Source organism: Bacillus salipaludis (genome assembly GCF_004358205.1).
Genome location: NZ_SMYO01000010.1, coordinates 1 through 24641 on the forward strand (window position 1 = coordinate 1; position 24641 = coordinate 24641).

Consider the following 24641-nt stretch of genomic DNA (forward strand, 5'->3'; position numbering starts at 1 on the left):
CTCCTATCGATTCGCTCGACTTGCATGTATTAGGCACGCCGCCAGCGTTCGTCCTGAGCCAGGATCAAACTCTCCAAGAAAGTTGATTTAGCTCGAATGTTACGTTGGCTTCATTTCAAAAGAAATGAATATTATTGTTTGTTGACGTTTTTGTTTGTTTAGTTTTCAAAGATCAATATTTCTCAAGCATCGCTCAGAAGCGACTTTATTAATATATCACAGCGTGTTACTTAATGTCAACACTTTTTTTAAAACCGTCACCCACGAAAAGTTTTAAGCAATCATTTCGCAGCGACGGTTATTAATATACCAAGGATCTAGAAAAAGGTCAATATGTTTTTTGTTTTTTTACGATCATTTTTTATTAACACGATAACATCTGTGAAAAATCCCTGCCCCTTTTGTCTCCACATTCACCACTTCTACTAAATGTTTATCAATCAAATATTCAAGGAGCACAGCCATATCAACAGAATAAGGGATTAATTCTTTTTCATTCATGATTTCATTAAATGACCAAAATTCCTTCTCACTAAGAATATCTAATAAATGAGTAGAACCAATCTTTGTTCTGGAATGAATCATAAACTCACTGGCAAGGAAGAGTAATTCTAATCTCTTTTCAAGCGTTTCTTCACTATTGACAAGTTCTTCATATAGTTTAAAGATTTCCGGCTCAATTTGCTTTACCTGGTGCCAAACCGTTAATTCCGGATGAAGTCCATTTTCAATAATGGCTAATCTTGCTAAATGGTGCAAAGAGTGAACAACATAGTTATAAGCATCTAAATATAGATGATTTTCAAATAACGCTTTTCCATCCACATACCGCCGAATTAATTTGGCGAATTCCATCCCCATTTTAATTTTTCTTCCGTAAAACGGAAATTCCCGCAACTCTTTTTTTAGATTTACAACATATTCATTACGATCAAATAAAATTCTAGCATCATCGATCCATTCAAATATCTTCCGATTCGAACCAAGTAGGATCCATTCCTTTAATAAATCCTCAACTATTATATGCATGGCCGCTTTTTTGTCTTGATAAGTATAATGCTTTATAAGTAACGGCTTTTCTGCCTTTTTTACAATAATCAAAAGAATATCGTCAAACGAGTCGGTTGTATGGCTTGATTTTTGTTTTTTCTCCACCATCAAAACTCCAAGAGTATTGGCTTGGCTTGCTCTTTCTTGATAAATCGGCCGAAGGATATCTTCCATTCTTAATTCCTCCATTTTTTTCAGGTAGCATAATATTTTCGACAATAACACGAAAACTCCTTCTTAAAATTGAGACAAATTTCGACATTTCTTTCCCGTAGTAATTTTTCTATTTTCATAAATATGGTATAGTTTCATTAGGAGGGGTAATATGGCTAAATATTCAAGTAAAATAAATAAAATAAGAACCTTTGCTCTAGCTCTAATCTTTATTGGATTCATTGTTATGTACGGAGGAATTTATTTTCGAACTTCACCACTTATTATGACCATCTTTATGCTTTTTGGTCTTCTTTTTATTATAGCAAGCACGGTTGTATATTTTTGGATTGGAATGTTATCAACGAAAACCATTCAAGTAAAATGTCCCAGCTGTGGCAAACCTACAAAAATGCTAGGCCGGGTGGATATGTGCATGTATTGCCGTGAACCTCTTACCCTCGACCAAAACCTCGAAGGAAAAGAATTCGACGAATCCTATAATAGAAAATCAAGAACATAAACTAAAGGTGTCCACATAAAAAGGACACCTTTTTTCATATCCCTGTGTTAAATAACAATGTTGAATTTTAAAACCAAGGTGATTGGAGCGGAAATCAACGGACAAGTTAAGAGAACCATACACAAAAAGGGGTGCCCTTAAAAGTTATACTTTCGGGACATCTTTTTCCATAAAAAAGAACCAATTCCATCGAATTAGTTCTTTGCTTTTATTAATGAACTTCTTTATCGGAACACTCCGGGCAGATTCCATAAATTTCCATACGGTGGTTATCTACTTTAAAGCCTGTTACATGTGAAGCTAAATGTTCCACTTCATCTAGGCCAGGATAGTGAAAATCGACAATTTTTCCACAACTTTCACAAATAACATGGTAATGCTGTGTGGTTATAAAATCAAAACGACTAGAGGCATCACCATATGTTAATTCGTTGACAAGACCAACCTCACGAAATACTCGTAAATTATTGTAAACCGTCGCCACGCTCATGTTAGGGAATTTCCCTTCTAAAGCTTTATAAATATCGTCTGCAGTAGGATGTGACATCGAGTTTATTAAATATTCAAGTATCGCATGACGTTGCGGAGTGATTCTTACCCCAGTTTCCTTCAAGGTATCCAACGCTTCTTTTAGCTGATTCATCGCCATGCACCTCTTTTCTTAAAAAATATTATTAGATTATAATTGTTATAATTAGTTTACTAATTTTTTTATACTTTTGTCAATATTGTTACCTCACAAATAGGTCCACATTTGATCAAGAATGCAAGGTTTGCTCTTTTTGTCCGAGCTGATGGTTCACATACCTCGCTGTTACAAACAACAGATCCGAAAGACGATTCAAGTAGGCCAAAACAATCGGATTCACATCTTCCCCTAGCGTTACAGCACATCTTTCAGCACGTCTTGCCGTGGTTCTGGCCACATGAAAGGCAGCTCCTGCGGGATGTCCCCCTGGTAAAATAAAATTGGTTAATGGTGGGAGAATTTCATTCCATTCGTCGATTTGTTTTTCCATCTCTTCGATATCAGCAGTTGAAAGGGACCATTTTACTTCCCTTCCTTTTGGTGTAGCTAATTCTGCACCGACATGAAAAAGATTTGTTTGTATTTTATGATACGCTTTTTCAATTATTTCTTTCCCTTGAAAAATTTCCTTGTTTAAATAGCTTATTGCAAGCCCAATCATCGAATTGGTTTCATCACAGGTTCCGTAAGCTTCGACGCGCAGATCGTTTTTAGCCACCCTTTGACCGTAAATTAACGAGGTAGTTCCCTTGTCCCCTGTTTTTGTATAAATTTTCATTCCTTGTACCCCCTTTTACTCCTGTTTTATATGTATGATGTAATATCAAAAAAAAACAATTCGTCATGAATACTTTTATAAACATATTATAAAGCTTGAAATCATGATTGAATAGAACGGCATAAAAAAAGGGGCCACTATGGACCCGAAATTTTTATCTGAGGAGGTATGCCCTAATAAAATGATATTCAAACCTTGTATTATTGCATTGGACAAATGCCTTTACTGATGAAAATAGGCTTGAAATTGAAATAAAATTATTTAAGATTTTCGCGTATGTAGCTTAATGCTGCGTCAACATGGCCTTTTACTTGCACCTTTCGCCATTCCTTCACCAATTTTCCTTGTTTATCAATGATGAAAGTTGAACGCTCAATCCCCATATACTCTTTTCCAAAGTTCTTCTTTAGCTTCCATACATCAAAGCTTTCGGCGACTGCATGTTCTGTATCCGCAAGAAGTAAAAATGGCAGTCCGTATTTCTCAATAAATTTTTGATGCTTATCAATCGGATCTGGACTGATTCCTAATATTACAGCATCTACATCTGTAAAGTCTTGAATTCGATCACGAAAATCGCAAGCTTCTGTCGTACATCCCGGGGTCATATCTTTTGGATAAAAATAAACAACGACATTTGTTCCGCGGAAATCCGATAACTTTACTTTTTCACCATTACTGGCCTCCAACTCAAAATCCGGCGCAGTTACACCCAATTCTACAGTCATTAAAAACACCCCAATTCATTCGTTTATATTGATAGACTATCCAATTATAGGAAACAATGCAAACGATAATCACTTCTCCCGATTAAGCATCGCTCTTGCCACAAATGCCGCAGGAAGGGTATAGCCGATTAACGCTTCCGTTACCGCAATAATTCTCCCAATCCCCAAAGGTATAATGTCCCCGTTTCCAACTGAGAACAGCATCATCGCACTAAAGTAAAAACTGGATTCAAATATATTATTCCCGTGTTCATGATTGATTTCTTTAAGTAGTGGTATACCCTTTAGCTCGAAAAGCACATAAATCAAACCATAACCGATGATGACTGTTAAATAAATGCACCCCAGGTATAAAAAATTTTCTACAGAAACAAATTTCCCTTTTACTGTATTTGGAACAAAGAGAGTTTTTAAACTCATAAAAATACAAAACACCACAATCGGAAGCAAGAAATAGATCATGTTAAACCACCTCTATAAGAAACATCCGTTACACTATCTCTATGCAGGCTTGGCCCATAAAATATCAAAAACCAGACATTTTGCCTGGTTTTCTCCAAATGTATTTAATTCCCTGCTCCCCGATATTTTTTTACTCCTTGATTCCAAAGCAGGATGGAAAGGGCAAAAAAGATTATACCGATTACTGGAGTTAAAAAGGCATAAACGAACCATTCCTTTTTTCCAAGAAAATACGCCGCCGGATACACTCCCACAAAGGCAAACGGAAGCACCCATGTTAACACAAAACGAATAATTTTATTGTAAATATCAACAGGATAACGGCCATAATTACTAATGTTGTACATCATCGGCATAAGTGAAGTTCTTGCATCTGCCCAAAAACTGATGCAGGCGATCATGATAAAGACTCCACCATAAACTAGGGCACCGCCAACGACAAAAATCAGGAACAAGAAGGGATCATACCATTTCACATCAAGACCGAGTTTAGCCCCCGAGTAAAACATAACAGCAAGACCGGTAATAGCACCTAATAACGATTCGAGTTCGATCCGCTCAAGGATAATTTGAAAAAGACTGTGAATAGGTCTTGTTAAAATCCGGTCTAGCTCCCCTTTCACAATATAGCGTTCGTTAAAATCCCAGATATTAAAGAAGGCTGAAAAAACAGCATACGGAACAAGGAAAAAGCCATAAATAAAAATAATTTCATCTCGATTCCAGCCGTTTAGTAAACTTGTATGACCAAATACCACTAATATAAAGATTAGATTGATCGCTTGAGATAATAAATCCGAGAAAAATTCTACAAATAAATCACCACGATATTGAAATCTTGTCTTTAAATATTGAGAAATATATTGAAAAAACATGGATGTGTAAAACACTTGCTTACCCCCCTTGTATGATTAGCTGTTTTTTTGCCACAGACCACAGGAACTGAATAGGAATAATTAAGATTACTACCCAGAGGATCTGTTGAAAGATGGCCTCCATTGCCTGTGAATGGGAAAAACCGCCAGTAAAAATCATACTTGGAATATAGCTAATCCCCTGAAAAGGAAGATATTTCATGACTCCCTGCGCCCATCCAGGGAAAAAGCTGATGGGAAGGAGGAGACCGGAAAATAAATCAATAACCACTCGTTTAGCCCGAATCAATCCAGCATTATTATATAAGAAGAAGGTTGTAATTCCAGTTAGTAAATTCAGTTGTGTATTAATGAAAAAACTTAATATCGTAGATAACGCAAATAACCCCCAAATCCCCGGGTCCCAAGTGAATTTAATTGGAAAAATAAACGAAACAATGATTAATCCTGGAATCGAGAAAAAGAAAAGCCGAAAAATCCCTTCGCCCAATCCCTGCATCGTTTTCATGCCAAGATAACTGTAGGGACGAATTAATTCAATGGCCACTTTTCCTTCCATAATTTCTAGCGCCATTTCCCGATCCAGATTATTAAAGTAAAAGGCACGGGCCATCCATGAAACGGCAACATAGGTAGTCATTTGAACAACGGAAAGGCCTTCAATATGCTCCTTCGACCCATATATAGCAGACCATAAAAAATAATAGGCACCAATATTAATACTGTAAATCACAATCCCCGTATAATAATTAGTCCGGTAGGCAAGCATCATTAAAAAACGGATGCGGATCATTTCAAGATATTTATCCAAGATTAATTGCCCCCTTCTACTTCCACCATACCTTTTTCATAAATATTACGGATAATTTCCTCAGTAGAGATTTCATTAATTTTAATGTCCTTAATTTTAAATGCACTGACCACTCTAGCGATCAGCAGGGAAATCAATTCTTCCGTATCCTCAATATTGGCAATATAAATGGCTTCCTTTTCATCTAACTCCCATTTAACAGGAAGTCCCCCAGTTATATCTTTAAGTTTCGCAATCTCAATCTTTTCAAGAAATTGAAATTGCAATTCCTTACGTTCCCCCCATTTTTCTTTAAGGTTTCTAAGAGCACCGTCATAAATGATTTTCCCCTCATCGAGCATAATCACCCGTTCACACAGCGCTTCAATATCTGACAAGTCGTGTGTCGTTAAAAGGATGGTTGTATTATATTTCTCATTTATTTCCTTTAAAAATTCCCGGATTTTTAATTTAACCAGCACATCCAGCCCAATCGTCGGTTCATCTAAAAACAATAACGGCGGATTGTGGATGAGTGCTGCAGCGAGTTCACATCTCATTCTTTGGCCAAGCGATAATTTCCGTACTGGTTTATCTAAAAGCGGTTCAATATCCAATGTTTTAATCACGTGTCCCATGTGGTTGTCGTAATCTTCGTCCGATACTTTGTAGACCTTTTTCAAAAGACGAAAGGATTCCTGAACAGCAATATCCCACCAAAGCTGTGAGCGCTGGCCAAAAACAACACCAATCGTTTGAACAAATTTCTCCCGCTCCTTATGCGGGTTCATTCCATTGACAGTGATTTGACCGGACGTTGGCGTTAAAATCCCTGTCAGCATTTTAATTGTCGTCGATTTCCCTGCTCCATTTTCGCCAATATATCCAACCATTTCTCCCTGTTTTACGGTGAAGTGGATATCATTGACTGCAGGAACCACTTTATAATTACGGGTAAAAAGATCTCGGAAGGCACCTTTTAACCCCGTTCGACTTGAATACGCTTTAAACTCTTTTCGTAATTTATTAACTTCTATTGCATTTTCCATCGATCTTCCTCCTGAAACTTTCCCTAATGTGTTAGTTTAGCCAAATCACAACAGTAAAACAACCGTTCTGCTTGATTTTAGGATTGATTTTATAAGGGAAACTGGCTTGATCCCCAAACCCCTTATGGTTTGTGGTTTCAGTCGCTTCGACCCCCAATTGGCTACCCCTTGGTTTTATTGCCCGTTCCAGCTGGTTCACCTATTAAAGGGAAAAGGAACTCTGGTTCATTGCCCGTTCCGGCTGGTTTCACCCGAAAGAGGGAAAAGGAACTTTGGTTCATTGCCCTTCCGTGCTGGTTTCACCCGAAAAAGGGAAAAGGAACTCTGGTTCATTGCCCGTTCCGGCTGGTTTCACCCGAAAAAGGGAAAAGGAACTTTGGTTCATTGCCCTTCAGTGCTGGTTTCACCCGAAAAAGGGAAAAGAAACCTTCTTTCGGTTGCACAGCCCCCCATTGGCAACCGAACCCCCAATGCTGTTTCATTTTAATCACAAATCCGCCAATGCAATGATCAAAAAAATAGCAGGAAAACACTAAAATAAGTGCTAAAATAAGAAAGAATCGAATTTCAGGAGGAAATATTATGCAATTTACTAATTCAGAACGAATACATAGTGAAGCGCTTGAGCACATTGTTGGCGGTGTAAACAGCCCGTCCCGTTCCTACAAAGCTGTAGGTGGTGGTGCCCCAGTGGTTATGGAACGCGGTCAAGGCGCTTATTTTTGGGATGTCGATGGCAACCAGTATATCGATTATTTGGCAGCATACGGCCCCATTATCACAGGACATGCACACCCACATATTACGGAAGCAATCAAACGTGCAGCTGAAACAGGCGTACTTTACGGTACTCCTACACTCCATGAGGTAAAGCTTGCAAGAATGCTAAAGGAAGCCATACCATCAATGGATAAAGTCCGCTTTGTCAATTCTGGAACCGAAGCGGTTATGACAACCATTCGCGTAGCGCGTGCCTACACAGGAAGAGATAAAATTATTAAATTTGCCGGTTGTTACCACGGCCACTCTGACTTGGTCCTTGTTGCAGCAGGATCCGGACCTTCCACTCTAGGAACACCTGATTCAGCCGGAGTGCCAAAAAGTATCGCTCAAGAAGTCATAACTGTTCCATTTAATGAGATTGAGCCACTTAAAGAAGCATTAGAAAAATGGGGCGACCAAATTGCGGCAGTACTAGTAGAACCGATTGTCGGTAACTTCGGGATTGTTGAACCAAAACCGGGCTTCCTACAGCAGGTTAATGAGTTAACGCATGCAGCAGGTGCTCTTGTCATCTATGATGAAGTCATCACGGCGTTTCGTTTCATGTATGGCGGTGCACAAGACCTTTTAGGAATCCAGCCTGATTTGACTGCACTTGGAAAAATTATCGGCGGGGGTCTGCCAATTGGAGCCTATGGCGGACGTAAAGAAATTATGGAGAAAGTGGCACCGCTTGGCCCTGCCTATCAAGCTGGAACAATGGCAGGAAATCCCGCTTCAATGCTATCTGGAATCGCATGCCTTGAAGTGTTGAAACAAGATGGAGTATATGATTATTTAGACAGATTAGGAGCGAAACTTGAAGAGGGAATTTTAGCGGCAGCAAAGGAACACGGAGTTTCAATCACGATCAATCGATTAAAAGGGGCTTTAACCGTTTATTTTACAACAGAAAAAGTTGAAAACTACGAGCAGGCGGAAAATACCGACGGCGAAACATTTGCCAAGTTTTTCAAGCTAATGCTTAACCAAGGAATTAATCTAGCACCTTCTAAATATGAAGCATGGTTCTTAACCATTTCTCATACAGCAGAAGATGTTGAAGCAACGTTACACGCGGTTCACAATGCATTTTCCTCACTTCGAAATGAATAATTATACATTTTTTATGCACCAAAAGGGAGTATTTCCCACTCCCTTTTTCTTAAAAACCCCATGAAAACGTTTACAACAATATATTACCATCTCAATCTGATATGATTTTAATCTAATATTGATATGCAATTTTCTGTATATTTATTTGATTTCTGAAAATTCATATGATACTATAAGATTATTAATTTTCCCATTATACTTTACGCCTCAGATCAGTGGCTTACCACAAATATCATTCTCAATCTAGAAATTTCTTAGGAGGTGAATCGGCTTTAGAGGACACCCTTTTAAAGCCCGACCACAAATGACACAAAAATATAATCCTTCCATTTTTAAAGATTTCCATAAACATGAACACGATTCATGTGGTATTGTTGCCTGCCTTGAAAAAAGCAAGATCCCAACAAGAAAGAATATCTTCGATTGTATCAATGCTCTTGTAACGATGAATCACCGGGCCGGCTTTATTAACGGTGAAGGGGATGGCGTTGGTATTCATATGGATATCCCTGTTGCCCTTTGGAAAGAAAAATTACAAAACGCAGGAATTGATCCTGTGCTCGCTGAAAAAGAGGAGTTTGCTGTCGGGCATGTTTTTATCAGTCAAAAAGCAAACTGGAATTCTACTAAAAATGAATTGCTTCAAAAACTTGCAAAATATGAATTAGAAATGATTTTTGAAACAACAGAAGTTACAGACCCTTCTGCACTTGGACCCATTGCCATCCAGGAAAACCCTGTTTTCTGGCAATTTGCATGTCTTTCTAAAAAAAGCGGCCAAGAATTAACAAAGGTCCTCTTTGAGGCATTGGTTGATTTTGAAATCAACGATCAAATCCATGTTGCATCACTTAGTCAGAGCCATGTAGTTTACAAAGTAATGGGGGCAGGTGATATTCTCCCGCGTTATTATCAGGACCTTTCTAACCCGCTTGCCGCTTCAACTATCACTTTAGGGCACAATCGTTATTCAACAAATACCCTTTCCAGCTTCTTCAGAGTCCAGCCATTTAGTGTACTTGGACATAATGGTGAAATCAATACAATTGCTAAGCTTCGGGATGAAGCAAGAATGATTGGGATTCCACTTGTAAAGGATGGCAGTGACTCACAGGATTTAAGCCGGACAATGGAAACCTTAATCTCAAGGGATGGATATTCTTTATTTGAAGCCATGGATCTTCTATTTCCGCCAATTATTAATGAAATCAAAGCCTATCCTGAAAAACTGCAGGATTTATATACCTACCTTCGCGAAGCTTGGGGGCATTACGCACAAGGTCCTGCCGGAATCATCTCAAGATATGGCGATGAAGCTGTATTTAGTGTGGATGCACTTGGTCTCAGACCGCTATGGATGCTTGAAACGGAAACCTCCTATCTGTTTTCCTCAGAACCAGGGATTATTCCTTCAAGCGAATATGTAAATGATCCAAAACCGCTTGCACCTGGTGAAAAGGTTGGCTTTAAATGGCATGGAGATCAATTGGATGTATATGAGCAAAATCGTTTCCAAAATGAAGTCTATAATCGAATCTCTAAGCGGTTAACAATTGCTAGTTCACGGAATCGATTACAAGCACCTAGCTTAAATAAAACAGTAACCATGAATTATCCGGATAAAATCCATAATGGACAATATAAGGCTTTCGGATGGGAACGTGACCATATCCAATTAATCGAACAAATGGCGGAAAAAGGGGTCGAGCCAATCCGTTCATTAGGTCATGATGCACCACTAGCAGCTTTAAACCCAGAACGAAAAAATATCGCTGATTACTTTAAAGAAAGTGTAGCGGTTGTTACAAACCCTGCGATTGACCGGGATCGTGAAACAGAACATTTTTCGACACGTGTGGTAATTGGCAAACGTCCTTCTCTTTTCGTAAAAGAGGAAACGAATACCGTTCTAGAACTAATCACTCCTGTCTTAGTAGAAGGAAAAGCAGGTTTTAATTGTTCTGGAGAAATCGGACAGCCAAGCTTTGACCAAGTGATTCAATATTTTAATGAACAAAAACTAGCTTCGTTTATCTCAACGACCTTCCGTAAAGATGAAGAAATCAACTTGGCACTTGAAAGAATTGCCTCTGAAGCGGTTCAGGCTGTTCAATCGGGAAAAACATTACTTGTTCTCGATGATGCCAAAGCACATCAAGACGATTTTTATTGGATTGATCCACATTTAGTAACTTCAGCAATCGATCAGGCATTGGTAAAAGCTGAACTAAGAAGAGACTGCTCTTTAGTTTTACGTTCTGCTGCTATCCGTTCCTTGCACGATATTATCACTGTTTTAGGGTTAGGCGCTGATTTAATTAGTCCTTACTACATGTTTATGACTGTTCTCGATGAATCGACTAAGCCATTGACCAATTTGTACAGTGCATTAACAAAAGGACTGGAAAAAGTAATTTCAACCATTGGAATTCATGAGTTGCGTGGTTATGGAAGACTGTTTTCAAGTATCGGTCTTCACGAAGATATCGCAAAAGTTTTAAATATTGTAAACTTCTTTGGTTCAAAGGAACTCGAATTTGGCTACGAGGCTATGAAACTGGATGCATTTTCTAGGGCTGAAGATTACCAGAATGAAAAGGAAAGAGTCGGAAAGACCTTCCACCTCTTCCCGCGGATTTGGAAAGCAATCGGTGAAGTAGCCGCAACCGGTGATTATAATCTGTACCGGGATAAAATCTCAGAGCAGGAGTTGGAAAATCCAACGACCATTCGTCACTTGGCTAGCTTAAAAGTATCCAATCATCCAATTTCACCTGATGAAGTAGATATTCGTGTAGGTGATCATGATTTACCGTTTTTAATTTCATCCATGTCATTCGGGTCGCAGAATGAAATTGCCTTTAGAGCATATGCAGAAGGCGCTGACCGTTTAAATATGGTGAGCTTAAATGGTGAAGGCGGCGAAATTAAAGATATGCTTGGTAAATATCCAAAAACGCGGGGACAGCAAATCGCCTCCGGTCGTTTTGGAGTAAATGCCGAGCTGTTAAACTCTTCGAACCTGTTAGAAATTAAAATTGGTCAGGGTGCAAAACCTGGTGAAGGCGGACATTTACCTGGCTCAAAGGTAACAGCAAAGGTTGCTGCTGCACGTAATGCAACATTAGGCTCTGATTTGATTTCGCCATCAAACAACCATGATATTTATTCGATTGAAGATTTAGCGCAAATGATTCTAGAATTAAAAACAGCAAACGATCAGGCAAAAATTGCTGTTAAAGTTCCTGTTGTTCCAAATATCGGTACGATTGCAGTTGGAATTGCGAAAGCAGGCGCAGATATTATTACATTAAGTGGTTTTGACGGTGGTACAGGTGCCGCAAGAATTCATGCTTTACAACATGTTGGCTTGCCAGTAGAAATTGGTGTAAAAGCAGCACATAACGCCCTATTAGAAAGCGGCCTCCGCCATAAAGTTGAAATTTGGGCAGATGGCGGTATGAAGAGTGCAATGGATGTAATCAAAATCATGCTTTTAGGGGCAAACCGTGTTGGCTTTGGAACATTAGCCATGCTGTCAATCGGCTGTACAACATGCCGCGGATGCCACTTAGATACTTGTCATGTTGGGATTGCAACTCAAATTGAATCAGAGGTTCAAGCGAAGGAACATGGACTACGACGTTTTGTTCCACGCCAATTGGATTTAGCTGTACAAGGAATTATGAATCTTTTCACTGCTTTCGGGCAGGAATTAAAGGTGCTTGCAGCTTCCCTTGGAATTCGTGACCTGCAGGAAGCAGTCGGCCGCTCGGATTTATTAGTCCAAACAAGCGGACACCAAAACTTAGACCTTTCTTATTTGCTAAAAACTCTTGAAATCAGCCAATTTACGAAGGCCGAGGTATCAAAAACAATTGCTGAAGCACATATGCAGGTAGCCGTTGGTGCAGAATATCTTGATGCAAGCATTGATCAATTGCATAGTTCCCGTGAGTTTGAAAGTGTTACATCAGAGCAAAGGGTACTGGGAAGCCGTGTATCTTGCCACCGTGTTAGAGGCAGACTTGATGGTTCATACAAACAGTTAAAGCCTGTACAGTTGAAATATCGGGAAGGTTCCATTCCAGGAAATGGATTAGGGGCATATAACAGTGAAGGCATCGTAATAACCGTTAATGGCGGCGGTCAAGATGGTGTTGGTAAGACATCCTTCGGAGGTAATATTCAAATCCTGAAAGCGAAAGGTAAGAATGGCCGTTATTACAATGGCTCAGTTGGAAAAGGCTTTGGATACGGTGCCCAAAAAGGACTTTTAATTGCACAGGGGAATGCTGATGCCCGTGCTGGAATTCGTCTGTCAGGGGCTGATTTAATCATCGGCGGTTCAGTTAAAAAACAAATCCCTGAGCAGGAAAATGGAAACATCGGCGCCAATGCAAACATTAAGGGATTTGCATTTGAATATATGACAAACGGCCGTGGTCTTGTTCTAGGAGACCCAGGTCCATGGATTTGCGCAGGTATGACCGGCGGTGTCGTGTATACACGCCTTCAACCTGAAATGGGATTAACAAAAGAGGCGATTCAAAGAAGAATTGCCAAAGGGGCTAAGGTTTCTGTTAACCCATTAAACGAAAATGGAAAAAATGATGTGAATGAACTTTTAGGTCAATACATCAGCTTACTCGAGAATGATGGCCAGGTTGAAGAAGCAAAACAGCTTCAATCCCTTCTCGCTAATCTCGAAGGCCATTTCGTACAAATTGTTCCGGTTAAAGAGCAAGCAGATCCATCCGTTTCAACAGAATGATACAAAAAACGTCCGCATCATACAGCGGACGTTTTTTTTGTAGAAAAATATAACATAAAATTCATATTAATTCTCTTGATTATATGTTTTAATCCATGTATAGTCATTTATTGTTTCACATTGAACAAACTAGTATTAGACAATTTTTTGAAAGGAATTCATTTTTTTATGAAGTTAGGCGCCCGCATTTTAAAAACGGGAATAGCAATCATTTTGTCCCTTTATCTTGGTCAGCTGCTGCATTCGCCATCACCGGTATTTGCCGGCATCTCTGCCATCTTTGCGATTCAGCCAACCATTTATCGTTCGTATTTAACTATTATTGAACAAATTCAAGGAAATATCATCGGGGCATTACTCGCGGTATTTTTCGTTCTCACATTAGGAAATCATTTTACTGTCATTGGATTAGCAGCCATTATTGCCATAAGTATCAATCTTAAGCTGAAACTAGAAAATACCATCGGTCTTTCCCTCGTCACATTGGTTTCGATTATGGAAACCACTGGCGGGAATTTCATACCGTTTGCGGCCATCCGGTTCTCTACCATCATGATCGGGGTATTTTCAGCTTTTATTGTCAATTTAGTGTTTATGCCGCCAAAGTATGAAAGTAAGCTTTATTTTAAAATATCGAGCACCACCGAGGAATTAATCCGGTGGATTCGCCTAAGTACCCGGCATGATTTTGAACATCATCTTCTGAAAGAAGAGATTGAAAAGCTCAAAGATAGTCTCATTAAAATGGAACAGTTTTATGGGATGTACAAGGAAGAACATAATTATTTTAAGAAAAAAAACTTGGAAAAATCACGCAAGCTGGTGGTTTACCGGCAAATGATTTTTACGGCAAAAAAAGGTGTCGATACCTTAAGAAAACTTCATCGCTTTGAAAATGAAATTCTCCTGCTGCCGGAACATTTTCAACAGGCGATTCAAGAGCAGCTGGATAACCTCATTTACCACCATGAACAACTCATGCTTCGATTTATTGGGAAAGTGCCGGAACCTGCAACCGAATCAGGCGGAAATGATTTTCTAAATAAAAAAGAGCTTTACGATCTTTTTATCACTCACCAAAAGGAGTACACAGATCCAGATAATCCGCATCTTTACCATATCATGCAAATCACTGCCTTTATTATTGACTACGGAGAACAACTTGAGCATCTTGACACATTAATCTCGAGCTTCTATTCCTATCATGATAACGAGGTTCCCATTGAAGAAAAAAGCCATGAATAAAAAACCGAAGCAGATTTATGCTTCGGTTTTTTCCTTTTGATCCAGCTGTTGTACCTGGAATAATTTATAATAATTCCCTTGTTTCGCCATTAATTCTTCATGGCTTCCTATTTCGACAATTTCACCATGTTCGATGAGAACAATCCGATTGGCATGGGTAATCGTTGATAATCGGTGAGCAACAATAAAGGTAGTCCTGTCCTTTGCAAGCTCCTCAAGGGATTCTTGAATAAGATGTTCACTTTCCAAATCAAGGGCTGATGTTGCTTCATCCAAAATTAAGATAGGCGGATTCTTTAAGAATACGCGGGCAATCGCAATTCGTTGTTTCTGGCCGCCAGAAAGCTTTACACCCCTTTCCCCTACCCGAGTGTTATACCCCTCTGTAAGATTTAATATAAATTCATGAGCATTTGCCGCTTTTGCCGCTTGAATGACCTCTTCATCTGAAGCATCTGGTTTTCCTAACAATATATTTTCTTTCACCGATTCACTAAAAAGAATATTATCCTGAAAAACCACTCCAATTTTGTCTCGTAAGGATTGAACTTTAAAGTGACGGATATCAACCCCATCTAGAATGATTCTTCCTTCTGTTACATCATAAAACCTAGGGATTAAGCTTACGAAGGTTGATTTTCCACCGCCGCTCATCCCAACTAAGGCAATGGTCTCCCCCTTTTTAACATCTAAGGAAATATTCTTTAATACTTTCTCTTCTGCTGCTCCATACGAAAAATTAACTTTTTCGAATGAAAGGTCTCCATTAACGGTTGTACAGTCAATGGCATTCGGTGCATCGACAATATCATATTTTTCATCCATAAATTCAAACACACGGTCCATCGATGCGAATGATTGAGTAATGGTTGTTGAAGAGTTAACCAATCTTCTTAATGGATTATAAAGCTTATCGATATAAGCGAAAAAGGCCACCATTGTCCCTAAAGAAAGATCATGATGGATGACCAAATAGGCAGAATAACCAATGACAATTAAGGGGGCAATATCCGTAATCGTATTAACTGCAGAGAACGCCTTTGCATTCCAGCTTGTGTGCTGTAGTGCTTTTTCTAAAAAGTTCTTGTTCTGCTTATCAAATTGAGTCTGCTCGTAGTCCTCAATCGCAAAGCTCTTAATAACAGGCATCCCTTGGACCCGTTCATGTAAATAGCTTTGGACCTCAGCAAGAGCCTGTGAACGAATTCTGGTAAATTTACGCAGATTTCCAAAAAAGTATCTTACAGAAATAGCGTAAAGCGGGAATAGCAGGATGGATACAATCGTCAGCTTCACATTCATCGAAAACATAATAATAATGGCAATGACAATGGTTGCAATATCCAACCATAGATTCATCAAACCGGAAATAACGAAGGTTTTCGTTTGCTCGACATCATTTATCACACGAGATATAATTTCACCGGCTCTTGTGTTTGCATAATATCTAAAGCTCAATTTTTGAATATGGGTATATAGCTGATCGCGGATATCATAGAGAATTTTACTTGAAGTCCATTGTGCAAAGTATTGTCGATAATATTCAATTGGCGGCCTAAGAATGACGAAAATTACAATCATTGCTCCCAGCATGGTCATTAACTTATGAATTTTCGCCTCATCGGCTAATGAGTGATTGTTAATAATATCATCGACCACGTATTTAATCAGCATTGGGATGATTAACGGGATTCCGAATTTTATAACCCCGATCATAATGGTTCCAAGGATTTGCACCCTGTATGGCTTAACAAACTGTAGGTACCTGCGTATACTATTCAAAGAATTCTCCCCTGTTCTACATATGCTTTTCCATCCAAATAAAAACCTGTTGATGATTGTTTCAACAGGTCTAAAAAGCATTTTTTATCTAGCGTCGATATGTTAAATAACGTTCGTACCAAATATCAATGAAGTCTGGCGCAAAAGGACCTTTTCGCTGACGAATCCAGCGAATGAGCTTATCTACGTTTTTCTTCAGAATTTGGTCGATTACTTCAGGGTATTTCATCTCTCGGCGATGGCGCTCATATTCATCTTCATCTAATAAATTGAATGTCATATCAGGATACACCTTTATATCCAAATCATAATCAATATATTTCAGCGCTTCCCCGTCAAAAATAAACGGAGAACTTAAGTTACAATAATAATAAATCCCGTCTTCCCGAATCATTCCAATCACATTGAACCAGCATTGGGAGTGAAAGTAACAAATAGCCGGTTCCCTAGTAATCCATGTTCTTCCATCTGATTCTGTTACAATCGTCCGATCATTTCCGCCAATCACTAAATTTTGCGATCCTTTTAAAACGGTTGTTTCTTCCCAGACCCGATGGATGTGCCCATTGTGTTTATAGCTATGTATTTGTACTGGTTCTCCTTCGATGGGTACGCCCATATTCTCCCCTACCTTCATTCCTGAACGCTTTGTAACCTATTCGAAAAAATTTTTAAATACCGGTAAATGGCAACAAAGTACAATTCCTCTTTTATATTATTATAACGGTTGAACAAGGATTTTAAAACAAAAGAGCCATTGAATTCAATGACTCTTAAGGAAAAATTTACGTATTTTCTTATATTTATCCTTTTTTCTCTACCTTGAAGGGGTTAAGTTTGTTACTTGATAGGACTGGATGACTTCTTCTGTTTGTTTTTCAAATATTAATTGAATCTCTTTTAATTCCTTTTTCATTTGTTGAATATCAGTCTGAATACTCTCAAGCTCCGTTTCATTTTGCAGATTTTGCAATTCTGCTTCAATCTCAAGACAGCGTTCCAGCTCGGCTTGAAGGTATAATAATTTTTCCATTGTGATCATTTGTTCGGAAACTAATCGGTTAAATTGATCCATTTCCCTCACCGCCTTATATTTTGTACTTTATAAATATTCTTGAACAAATCCATTTATCCTTTGACTATTTATGTAAACTTTATGGAACATTTGTCGAATTTGAGAAGATGTTTCTAAAAGGGACTTATTTGATCTATTTTACGATTACCTGATGAAGACCATATCCCACAACTTCTCCCTTCGTTTTGGCCTTCATCTACGTGATGAGGACCATATCTCCCGACTTCCGCTTCGTTTTGGCCTTCCTGTACATGATGAAGACCATACCTTCAAGCTTCCCACTTCGTTTTGGCCTTCATGTACGTGATGAAGACCATATCCCCCGGCTTCTCGCTTCGTTTTGGTCTTCATGTACATGATGAAGACCATTTCTCTCAGCTTTTCGCTTCGTTTTGTCCCTCATGTACGTGATGAAGACCATATCTCGCGGCTTTTTGCTTCGTTTTGGCTTTCATGTACGTGATGAAAACCAAATCTCGCGGCTTCTTGCTTAGTTTTGTCCTTCATGTGCGAGATGAAGACCATATCTTCCAGCTTCCCGCTTCGTTTTGTCCTTCATGTATGTGATGAAGACCATATCTTCCAGCTTCTCGCTTAGTTTTGTCCTTCATGTATTTGATGAAGACCATTTCTCTCAGCTTTTCGCTTAGTTTTGTCCCTCATGTACTTGATGAAAACCAAATCTCGCGGCTTCTTGCTTCGTTTTGGCTTTCATGTACGTGATGAAGACCATTTCTCTCAGCTTTTCGCTTAGTTTTGTCCCGCATGTACGTGATGAAAACCAAATCTCGCGGCTTCTTGCTTCGTTTTGGCTTTCATGTACGTGATGAAAACCAAATCTCGCTGCTTCTTGCTTAGTTTTATCCTTCATGTGCGAGATGAAGACCATATCTTGCAGCTTCCCGCTTCGTTTTGTCCTTCATGTATGTGATGAAGACCATATCTTCAAGCTTCTCGCTTCGTTTTTGCCTTCATGTACGTGATGAAGACCATTTCTCCTGGCTTCCGCTTAGTTTTGTCCTTCATGTACGTAATGAAGACCCTATCTCCCGGCTTCCGCTTAGTTTTGGTCTTCATGTACATGATGAAGACCATATCTTCCAGCTTCCCGCTTCGTTTTGGTCTTCCTGTACATGATGAAGACCATATCCCCCAGCTTCCTGTGATAAATACAAAAAGAAGAAGGCACTCTTCCGATTGAGAGCGCCTTCCATCTGTGTTAACTTATATTAGCTTTGACCAAATTGGCCAGAACCCTGGTTTTTACGAGCTTCTGCAGCTTGGTTTTGCTTTCTAACCTCTGCAGCATTTGTTTCGCTACCGAATTCTGTACCAAATGCTCCAGCTGCACCTGCTGCACCTGCTGCACCTGCACCAGCATTAGCACGAGCTGATTGAGCATTTTGTTGTCTTACTTCTTGAGCATTTGTTTCACTCGCAAATTCAGTTCCAAATGATCCTGCAGCACCTGCACCTGCTTGAGATTGTGCATTTTGTTGTCTTACTTCCTGGATGTTAGTTCCAGCAGATGTTCTGTTAGCTTGTTGGTTGAATTTTGCCAACTTTAATCACCTCCACGAGATTAATATACCCCCGAGGTGCGTGGACTATCCAAATTATTTTTTAAAAATAACTTTTTCTTAAACCAATAAGGAAATACCGCCATCCACAATAATGGTTTGTCCTCTAATCATGCTTGATGCATCTGATAATAAGAACATAACCGTATTCACCATATCATCAATTTCGACCATTCTTCCCGCAGGTGTTTTGTCTTTTGCTTCCTGAAGGAGTTCTTCGCGATTTGGAAAATGCTTCAGTGCCTCGGTATCAACCGCTCCACCGGAAACAGCATTCACGACAATATTTTTCGAAGAAAGCTCGACCGCTAAATATCTTGTTAAAGCTTCAAGTGCAGCTTTAGATACACCGACTACCGTATAATTTTTTAGATAGCGAATGGAACCTAGTGAGCTTATGCTGACAATTTTTCCGCCACCGTTCTTCTCCATCAACTTTGCTGCTTCTTGCGCGCAAAATAATAATGCCTTACTATTAATGTTCAACGTCCAGTCCCAATGAGATTCTTCAAGCTCCATTAACGGACGCTGTACACCTGATGCAGCATTGTTAACAAAAATATCTAACCGTCCAAACTCTTGATCAATTTGAGCAAACATATCTTTTACTTTATTTACATCCCCAACATTGGCTTTAATGACCAGTACTTTTCTACCAAGTGCTTCGATTTGTTCGGCGGTCTCTAGGGCACCACTCTTACTTCTGGCATAATTGATGACAATATCATATCCTTCTTTGGCTAATCTGAGAGCCGTTGCTTTTCCAATTCCCCTGCTGCTACCTGTAATTAATGCTACTTTTTGTGACATATGTATTTGTCCCCTTCACTCTAATTTGATTACTGTCTAGCTCCAGACCCAGTGACTAGTGTACTTCACTCGCCTTCCCACGATAGGTTAACATCGAATCGACTTGAGCTCCCTGTTTCCTTTATCTCAGTCGACTCGCTCCAGTCCTGTCGTGTGTTAAACGGGCCCTTCCGCTTTTCTATTTATTTTATCTTTTCCATGAATAGAAGACAATTGATAACAAAACACTAAGTTGAATAACATGATTGAAAGGAAGAGGTAAATGTATAATGGGCGGGATATGACAGAACTTTCAATGATGTCGATTAAAGAGTGGGATGATCAAGAATTATCCTTTTTTCATCATTCATTGCAGCAAATGGTCCCATACTTAAATAGTGAAGGACAAACGATTCATCGGGAAATTATCGAAGAAATCATGGATCGCGGGGGACTAAAAAAAGAATGAACACCGTAATTGTACGGCGTTCATTCTTTTTTATATTCTTGATAAAGCTTCAAGATTTTTTGGGTAAAAACTGGAAGGGCGTAATCATCTGTATGATCTAGTGAAACAAATTTCCACTCTTGACTTTCAGTAAAATCCGTTGAAATCATTCCAGTATAGACTTTTATCTTCCAAATTAAGTGGGAGAAAACATGCTCCACTTGACCAATCATCTTATCCAAATGAAGATTGAGACTTAAATCCTGTTCAAAAAGGCGGGTGATTTGATCACGGTTATTTTGAATCGGATGGTTGATTTCCAAATTCGGAAATTCCCATAAATTAGCGAGAAGTCCGGACTCAGGTCGTTTATGAATAAGCAAATCTCCTTTTTCATTAGCGAGAACAACTGCAGCAAGCTGTACTTCACGCTGTTTATTTTTCTGAGATTTGATTGGAAGTTCCGTCTGTACTCCCTCATGGAATGCATGGCAATGTTCACGTACAGGGCAAAGCAAACAAGACGGGGAGGTTGGAGTACAAATCAATGCACCTAATTCCATTAATGCCTGATTAAATTCTGATGGTTCTTCATGGGAAATGAGTTCTCTTACAGCTTGCTCAAAAACCTTTCGGGAAGAGGGCTTGGCGATATCCTCCCAAATGGAGAGAATTCTTGATAAAACTCTCATCACATTCCCATCCACTGCAGGCTCGGGTACTCCATATGCAATGCTTAAAATCGCTCCAGCCGTATAAGGTCCAACCCCTTTAAGAGTGGATATTTCCTTTGGTGTATTAGGAACAACCCCATCATATTTTACTTTTACTTCCTTAACTGCGGAATGTAAATTTCTTACCCTTGAATAATACCCAAGACCTTCCCATGCCTTCAGAACCTTATCTTCATTTGCCTCGGCTAAGGTCTCGATCGTTGGAAACCACTCAATAAAACGGTTGAAATAAGGTATAACCGTATCCACTCTTGTTTGCTGTAGCATGATTTCAGATACCCATACTTTGTATGGATCCTGATCCTTTCTCCAAGGCAGGTCACGCTGCTCATTTTTAAACCAAGTGATTAAATCATCTTGAAATTCTTTTATATTTACTTTCGTTAAATTATTCAGAACATTTTTCATTACATTTGGGCCTCCAACTTGTTAAACACTACAAAATGAGGGAATATAATAGTATGCATTGTATTACGATAATCCATATTAGTCTTTTTGACAAGAATTGATTAGATTAAAGGAGGAACTTCCTTTTGGATACAGGAACTCACGTTGTCATGGGGATTGCACTTGGAGGTCTGGCAACACTTGACCCCGTTGTAGCAAGCAGCCATGCAGCAACAACCAGCGTTTTAATTGCCACAATTGCAGGGTCACAAATACCTGATATTGATACTGTTTTAAAACTTAGAAATAATGCGATTTATATTCGCAATCATCGGGGGGTTACCCATTCCATCCCGGCAGTGATTCTTTGGCCGCTTGTACTTTTAGCTGTGATTTTCCCATTTTTCCCAGCCGTCAATTTACTGCATTTATGGGCATGGACATTTTTTGCAGTATTTCTCCATGTATTTGTTGATATCTTTAATGCTTACGGCACCCAGGCCCTTAGACCATTTTCGAATAAATGGGTGGCGTTAGGTGTCATTAATACATTCGATCCTTATATTTTTGCGATTCATGTTGTGGGGATTTTTATTTGGATATTTGGAGCAAATCCAGGATACACCTTTTTGATTATGTATTTTGTTATTATTGGTTATTATCTACTAAGGTTCCGTGTCCGACATAAGGTTTTATTGGAGGTCCGTAGAATTGTTCCGGATGCAACGGAAATTATCATTGCACCAACAATGAAATTCCACCAATGGCGGATTGCCGCGATGAATGAGAAACAATTCTTTGTCGGAAAAGCCGTAAAGGATAAAGTGGAGATATTAGATTTATTTAATCGGATCCCAGTACCTGAAACCCCCGTCATTAAGGCAGCTAAAAAAGACAAAAACCTTTCTGCATTTTTATCCTTCTCACCTGTTTATCGCTGGGAAGTGGATGAATATGATGATTTTTATGAAGTCAGGTTTATTGATCTCAGGTATCGAAGCAATGGCCATTACCCTTTCGTTGCAGTTGTCCAATTAGATTGTGACCTAAACCGAATCAGCTCCTATACTGGATGGGTCTTCAGCGAAAAGAAACTGCGGAAAAAATTAAGTATTATACCAAGCTGATAAATAAAAAAGCGATGACATTTTATTTTGTCATCGCTTTTTATTTATAAAATCCTTATATTTCGGATTCGTTGCGATAAAGTCATGAAGTCGATTTCCATAATTTTCAATCCATTGTTTTACAATCCGCTCCGTCATTTCGCTGCCAAGATAGTCTCTGCCTGCTTTTGCTGAGGTCGTTTCAAAATCATCCCATAATAATTCAATCCATGTTTGGGCCTCGTCATAGGTGAGTTGGTTATTTTTAGCCAGCAAATAATCGATTAATCGCTCATGATACTCGTTCATACATTCACTCCTTTGCCATTTTCTTATAACATAACTGAATCTAATTAAGCAAATAATATTGTTACGTGGTTAGCATTGATCTTTTGGATGCTTTGCTTTTCACGATTTCTCATTCCTTTAGATGGAGGTATAGCATGAGAAACAAAGCAAAAAATTTCCCAAACCAAAATAACAATAAGTTAGAGGGAGAGCCAAGAGCAAAAGCAGAGTATGCTTCAAAAAGAGCAGATGGAACCACTAATACGCATCCACAGGAACGGATGCGGGCTTCTGGTCAGCGTGCCAATGATAATGATACACCTGATTCTTTAACCTAGGGAGGCGTTACTATGGGTAAACAGAAATTTTTTCAAAATAAGCCATTTTCAACACCATGGGCGAGTGCAAAACACCAACATTCTCAGATAAATGGCGAAAGCAAACTTACCCAAGACCTCATTATTTTAAAGCACCAAACCAGAAAGCAGTCCTAGAAAACAACCAAACCAGAGAGCTGCTCTCTGGTTTGTGTTTTATTTTACCCGCCTTAACATGGAAATTGGCACAGCTTCTTCTTTTCCATCACCTTTCAAACGGTATCCCCAGGCAAAAACTCCATTTAGATAATCGATCTTAAAATATTGCCCCGGATCCCCTTCAAGTTCATAAATTTCACCCGGCTCAAAGGAATCGGGACTTATTAAATAGGCACGAGCCATCAATACTTTCCTTTCAAGGACAGCAAACTCATTTACCCTTCCTAATTGCTCCGCTTTCCGTGCTTTCTCCTGAAGAGTCGCAATTTCTTGGCGTAATTCATGTTCGCTCAATTCACTATATCGTTTCTCCTGGTGCATGTAATCCACTCCCAAAGTTTCGTTATCCACCACATTTAAGTATAATTATTTTTGTAGAATTAATAAAGGAGTTTAGCAAATGAAAACAATCATGGTTACCGGTGCTGGTTCAGGGTTAGGGAAAGAAATGGCCTTATTATTTTCTGAGCAAAATTATCATCTGATATTAACGGGGCGGAACGAAGAAAAATTAAGGAGCACGAAAACGGAAATTGAAGCAACTGGCGGGAGTGCAGATTATCTCCAATTAGATATTCGTAACCATAAAGAGGTACAAGAAAAAATCGCTGATATTAGCCAGTCTTATGAAATTTATGGATTGGTCAACAACGCAGGAGTAGGACATTTTGGGCCTTTCCCGGAGATGACACAGCAGGAAATTGCGGAGATGCTGGACACGAATGTTCTTGGAACCATCCTGATGACAAAATCAGTTTTACCCTACTTGATTCATCGAGGTGAAGGAAAAATTATCAATATTATTTCAACAGCCGGGCTTCGCGGTAAGGTTAATGAAGCCATTTATGCAGCTAGTAAATTTGCGATACGCGGCTTTACTGAAAGTCTTCAAAAAGAATTTGAGGGAAGCAAGATCCAATTTACCGCCGTTTACATGGGTGGTATGAATACTCCATTTTGGAATGAGGGCAATCATGTGAAAGACCCTTCCCGTTTCCGTTCCCCAAGAGAAGTAGCTGAAATAATTGTCCAACAAATCAATCAAGATTCCATTATCATTGAAAGCAAAAAATCATGACATT

Annotated in this window: 26 protein-coding genes and 1 rRNA gene; 9 read left to right on the forward strand and 18 right to left on the reverse strand. The window is 39.1% G+C overall.

Features of this window, described 5'->3' with window-relative positions; translation table 11 throughout:
- Positions 1-80: ribosomal RNA gene (locus tag E2K98_RS20035) — 16S ribosomal RNA — on the reverse strand; the annotation flags it as partial.
- A 274-nt stretch (positions 81-354) separates the two neighbouring features.
- Positions 355-1224 (reverse strand): nucleotidyltransferase-like protein, encoded by an 870-nt coding sequence (locus tag E2K98_RS20040; protein WP_026573530.1) that lies wholly within the window; start codon positions 1222-1224, stop codon positions 355-357.
- 151 nt (positions 1225-1375) lie between these two features.
- Between E2K98_RS20040 and E2K98_RS20045 the strand changes: the two genes are divergently transcribed.
- Positions 1376-1726, forward strand: coding sequence for a YgzB family protein (locus E2K98_RS20045; protein WP_133337263.1), 351 nt, complete (start codon positions 1376-1378; stop codon positions 1724-1726).
- A gap of 211 nt (positions 1727-1937) precedes the next feature.
- On the opposite strand, the gene perR is transcribed toward E2K98_RS20045, so the two are convergent.
- From perR to E2K98_RS20080, 7 genes are all read right to left on the reverse strand, one after another.
- Positions 1938-2375, reverse strand: coding sequence for a peroxide-responsive transcriptional repressor PerR (gene perR / locus E2K98_RS20050; RefSeq protein WP_133337265.1), 438 nt, complete (start codon positions 2373-2375; stop codon positions 1938-1940).
- Between the two features lie 109 nt (positions 2376-2484).
- A complete protein-coding gene (locus E2K98_RS20055; RefSeq protein ID WP_133337267.1) occupies positions 2485-3033 on the reverse strand; it encodes a cob(I)yrinic acid a,c-diamide adenosyltransferase in 549 nt (182 codons plus the stop codon).
- Positions 3034-3290: 257 nt separating this feature from the next.
- Positions 3291-3761: a thioredoxin-dependent thiol peroxidase gene (gene bcp / locus E2K98_RS20060; RefSeq protein WP_133337269.1), complete on the reverse strand. Its 471-nt coding sequence runs from the start codon at positions 3759-3761 to the stop codon at positions 3291-3293.
- A gap of 69 nt (positions 3762-3830) precedes the next feature.
- Positions 3831-4223 (reverse strand): ion channel, encoded by a 393-nt coding sequence (locus E2K98_RS20065; protein WP_133337271.1) that lies wholly within the window; start codon positions 4221-4223, stop codon positions 3831-3833.
- A gap of 104 nt (positions 4224-4327) precedes the next feature.
- Positions 4328-5113 carry an ABC transporter permease gene (locus tag E2K98_RS20070; RefSeq protein ID WP_133337273.1) on the reverse strand — a complete coding sequence of 262 codons (786 nt, stop codon included), beginning with the start codon at positions 5111-5113 and terminating at the stop codon, positions 4328-4330.
- A gap of 4 nt (positions 5114-5117) precedes the next feature.
- Complete coding sequence (locus tag E2K98_RS20075; protein WP_133337275.1) at positions 5118-5909, reverse strand: ABC transporter permease; 792 nt, start codon at positions 5907-5909, stop codon at positions 5118-5120.
- A gap of 2 nt (positions 5910-5911) precedes the next feature.
- Positions 5912-6937: an ABC transporter ATP-binding protein gene (locus tag E2K98_RS20080; protein ID WP_133337277.1), complete on the reverse strand. Its 1026-nt coding sequence runs from the start codon at positions 6935-6937 to the stop codon at positions 5912-5914.
- A gap of 582 nt (positions 6938-7519) precedes the next feature.
- Here E2K98_RS20080 and E2K98_RS20085 point away from each other — a divergent pair.
- The 3 genes from E2K98_RS20085 to E2K98_RS20095 all read left to right on the forward strand — a co-directional run bounded on the left by E2K98_RS20085 (position 7520) and on the right by E2K98_RS20095 (position 14834).
- Positions 7520-8815, forward strand: coding sequence for a glutamate-1-semialdehyde 2,1-aminomutase (locus E2K98_RS20085; RefSeq protein WP_133337279.1), 1296 nt, complete (start codon positions 7520-7522; stop codon positions 8813-8815).
- A 304-nt stretch (positions 8816-9119) separates the two neighbouring features.
- Positions 9120-13589 (forward strand): glutamate synthase-related protein, encoded by a 4470-nt coding sequence (locus tag E2K98_RS20090; protein ID WP_133337281.1) that lies wholly within the window; start codon positions 9120-9122, stop codon positions 13587-13589.
- 168 nt (positions 13590-13757) lie between these two features.
- The gene (locus E2K98_RS20095; RefSeq protein WP_133337283.1) at positions 13758-14834 is read left to right on the forward strand and encodes an FUSC family protein; all 1077 of its coding nucleotides are present in this window, start codon (positions 13758-13760) and stop codon (positions 14832-14834) included.
- A gap of 15 nt (positions 14835-14849) precedes the next feature.
- Here the strand turns inward: E2K98_RS20095 and E2K98_RS20100 are convergent, their stop codons facing one another.
- From E2K98_RS20100 to fabL, 6 genes are all read right to left on the reverse strand, one after another.
- A complete protein-coding gene (locus E2K98_RS20100) occupies positions 14850-16616 on the reverse strand; it encodes an ABC transporter ATP-binding protein (protein WP_133337285.1) in 1767 nt (588 codons plus the stop codon).
- 88 nt (positions 16617-16704) lie between these two features.
- Positions 16705-17235, reverse strand: coding sequence for a nucleoside tri-diphosphate phosphatase (gene ntdP / locus E2K98_RS20105; protein WP_026573517.1), 531 nt, complete (start codon positions 17233-17235; stop codon positions 16705-16707).
- A 198-nt stretch (positions 17236-17433) separates the two neighbouring features.
- The gene (locus tag E2K98_RS20110; RefSeq protein WP_133337287.1) at positions 17434-17691 is read right to left on the reverse strand and encodes a YgaB family protein; all 258 of its coding nucleotides are present in this window, start codon (positions 17689-17691) and stop codon (positions 17434-17436) included.
- 646 nt (positions 17692-18337) lie between these two features.
- A complete protein-coding gene (locus E2K98_RS20115) occupies positions 18338-18580 on the reverse strand; it encodes a hypothetical protein (protein ID WP_133337289.1) in 243 nt (80 codons plus the stop codon).
- A gap of 340 nt (positions 18581-18920) precedes the next feature.
- Complete coding sequence (locus E2K98_RS20120) at positions 18921-19253, reverse strand: gamma-type small acid-soluble spore protein (protein ID WP_133337291.1); 333 nt, start codon at positions 19251-19253, stop codon at positions 18921-18923.
- A gap of 78 nt (positions 19254-19331) precedes the next feature.
- Positions 19332-20081, reverse strand: coding sequence for an enoyl-[acyl-carrier-protein] reductase FabL (fabL, locus tag E2K98_RS20125; protein ID WP_133337293.1), 750 nt, complete (start codon positions 20079-20081; stop codon positions 19332-19334).
- A gap of 262 nt (positions 20082-20343) precedes the next feature.
- Between fabL and E2K98_RS20130 the strand changes: the two genes are divergently transcribed.
- Positions 20344-20529, forward strand: a complete 186-nt coding sequence (locus E2K98_RS20130; protein ID WP_133337295.1) for a hypothetical protein — start codon at positions 20344-20346, stop codon at positions 20527-20529.
- 20 nt (positions 20530-20549) lie between these two features.
- Here E2K98_RS20130 and mutY read toward each other — a convergent pair whose 3' ends face one another.
- Positions 20550-21650 (reverse strand): A/G-specific adenine glycosylase, encoded by a 1101-nt coding sequence (gene mutY / locus E2K98_RS20135; RefSeq protein WP_133337297.1) that lies wholly within the window; start codon positions 21648-21650, stop codon positions 20550-20552.
- 125 nt (positions 21651-21775) lie between these two features.
- Here mutY and E2K98_RS20140 point away from each other — a divergent pair, with 125 nt between their 5' ends.
- Complete coding sequence (locus tag E2K98_RS20140; RefSeq protein ID WP_133337299.1) at positions 21776-22756, forward strand: metal-dependent hydrolase; 981 nt, start codon at positions 21776-21778, stop codon at positions 22754-22756.
- Between the two features lie 30 nt (positions 22757-22786).
- Here E2K98_RS20140 and E2K98_RS20145 read toward each other — a convergent pair whose 3' ends face one another.
- Complete coding sequence (locus E2K98_RS20145) at positions 22787-23044, reverse strand: YfhJ family protein (protein ID WP_133337301.1); 258 nt, start codon at positions 23042-23044, stop codon at positions 22787-22789.
- A gap of 134 nt (positions 23045-23178) precedes the next feature.
- On the opposite strand from E2K98_RS20145, the gene E2K98_RS20150 reads away from it, so the two are divergent.
- On the forward strand, positions 23179-23361 hold the full coding sequence (locus E2K98_RS20150) for a small, acid-soluble spore protein K (protein WP_133337303.1): 183 nt from the start codon (positions 23179-23181) through the stop codon (positions 23359-23361).
- 12 nt (positions 23362-23373) lie between these two features.
- Positions 23374-23517, forward strand: coding sequence for a YpzG family protein (locus E2K98_RS20155; protein WP_133337305.1), 144 nt, complete (start codon positions 23374-23376; stop codon positions 23515-23517).
- Between the two features lie 39 nt (positions 23518-23556).
- Here the strand turns inward: E2K98_RS20155 and E2K98_RS20160 are convergent, their stop codons facing one another.
- Complete coding sequence (locus E2K98_RS20160; RefSeq protein ID WP_026573508.1) at positions 23557-23880, reverse strand: YfhH family protein; 324 nt, start codon at positions 23878-23880, stop codon at positions 23557-23559.
- A 79-nt stretch (positions 23881-23959) separates the two neighbouring features.
- Between E2K98_RS20160 and E2K98_RS20165 the strand changes: the two genes are divergently transcribed.
- Positions 23960-24637, forward strand: coding sequence for an SDR family NAD(P)-dependent oxidoreductase (locus E2K98_RS20165; RefSeq protein ID WP_133337307.1), 678 nt, complete (start codon positions 23960-23962; stop codon positions 24635-24637).
- Positions 24638-24641 lie beyond the last annotated feature (4 nt).

Excerpts from the sequence above, each read along its gene's own strand:
- E2K98_RS20040 (WP_026573530.1), bottom strand. The coding sequence starts at position 1,224 with ATGGAAGATATCCTTCGGCCGATTTATCAAGAAAGAGCAAGCCAAGCC.
- E2K98_RS20045 (WP_133337263.1), top strand. The coding sequence starts at position 1,376 with ATGGCTAAATATTCAAGTAAAATAAATAAAATAAGAACCTTTGCTCTA.
- perR (WP_133337265.1), bottom strand. The coding sequence starts at position 2,375 with ATGGCGATGAATCAGCTAAAAGAAGCGTTGGATACCTTGAAGGAAACT.
- E2K98_RS20055 (WP_133337267.1), bottom strand. The coding sequence starts at position 3,033 with ATGAAAATTTATACAAAAACAGGGGACAAGGGAACTACCTCGTTAATT.
- bcp (WP_133337269.1), bottom strand. The coding sequence starts at position 3,761 with ATGACTGTAGAATTGGGTGTAACTGCGCCGGATTTTGAGTTGGAGGCC.
- E2K98_RS20065 (WP_133337271.1), bottom strand. The coding sequence starts at position 4,223 with ATGATCTATTTCTTGCTTCCGATTGTGGTGTTTTGTATTTTTATGAGT.
- E2K98_RS20080 (WP_133337277.1), bottom strand. The coding sequence starts at position 6,937 with ATGGAAAATGCAATAGAAGTTAATAAATTACGAAAAGAGTTTAAAGCG.
- E2K98_RS20085 (WP_133337279.1), top strand. The coding sequence starts at position 7,520 with ATGCAATTTACTAATTCAGAACGAATACATAGTGAAGCGCTTGAGCAC.
- E2K98_RS20090 (WP_133337281.1), top strand. The coding sequence starts at position 9,120 with ATGACACAAAAATATAATCCTTCCATTTTTAAAGATTTCCATAAACAT.
- E2K98_RS20095 (WP_133337283.1), top strand. The coding sequence starts at position 13,758 with ATGAAGTTAGGCGCCCGCATTTTAAAAACGGGAATAGCAATCATTTTG.
- ntdP (WP_026573517.1), bottom strand. The coding sequence starts at position 17,235 with ATGGGCGTACCCATCGAAGGAGAACCAGTACAAATACATAGCTATAAA.
- E2K98_RS20110 (WP_133337287.1), bottom strand. The coding sequence starts at position 17,691 with ATGGATCAATTTAACCGATTAGTTTCCGAACAAATGATCACAATGGAA.
- E2K98_RS20115 (WP_133337289.1), bottom strand. The coding sequence starts at position 18,580 with ATGGTCTTCATCTCGCACATGAAGGATAAAACTAAGCAAGAAGCAGCG.
- fabL (WP_133337293.1), bottom strand. The coding sequence starts at position 20,081 with ATGTCACAAAAAGTAGCATTAATTACAGGTAGCAGCAGGGGAATTGGA.
- E2K98_RS20130 (WP_133337295.1), top strand. The coding sequence starts at position 20,344 with ATGTATAATGGGCGGGATATGACAGAACTTTCAATGATGTCGATTAAA.
- mutY (WP_133337297.1), bottom strand. The coding sequence starts at position 21,650 with ATGAAAAATGTTCTGAATAATTTAACGAAAGTAAATATAAAAGAATTT.
- E2K98_RS20145 (WP_133337301.1), bottom strand. The coding sequence starts at position 23,044 with ATGAACGAGTATCATGAGCGATTAATCGATTATTTGCTGGCTAAAAAT.
- E2K98_RS20150 (WP_133337303.1), top strand. The coding sequence starts at position 23,179 with ATGAGAAACAAAGCAAAAAATTTCCCAAACCAAAATAACAATAAGTTA.
- E2K98_RS20155 (WP_133337305.1), top strand. The coding sequence starts at position 23,374 with ATGGGTAAACAGAAATTTTTTCAAAATAAGCCATTTTCAACACCATGG.
- E2K98_RS20160 (WP_026573508.1), bottom strand. The coding sequence starts at position 23,880 with ATGCACCAGGAGAAACGATATAGTGAATTGAGCGAACATGAATTACGC.
- E2K98_RS20165 (WP_133337307.1), top strand. The coding sequence starts at position 23,960 with ATGAAAACAATCATGGTTACCGGTGCTGGTTCAGGGTTAGGGAAAGAA.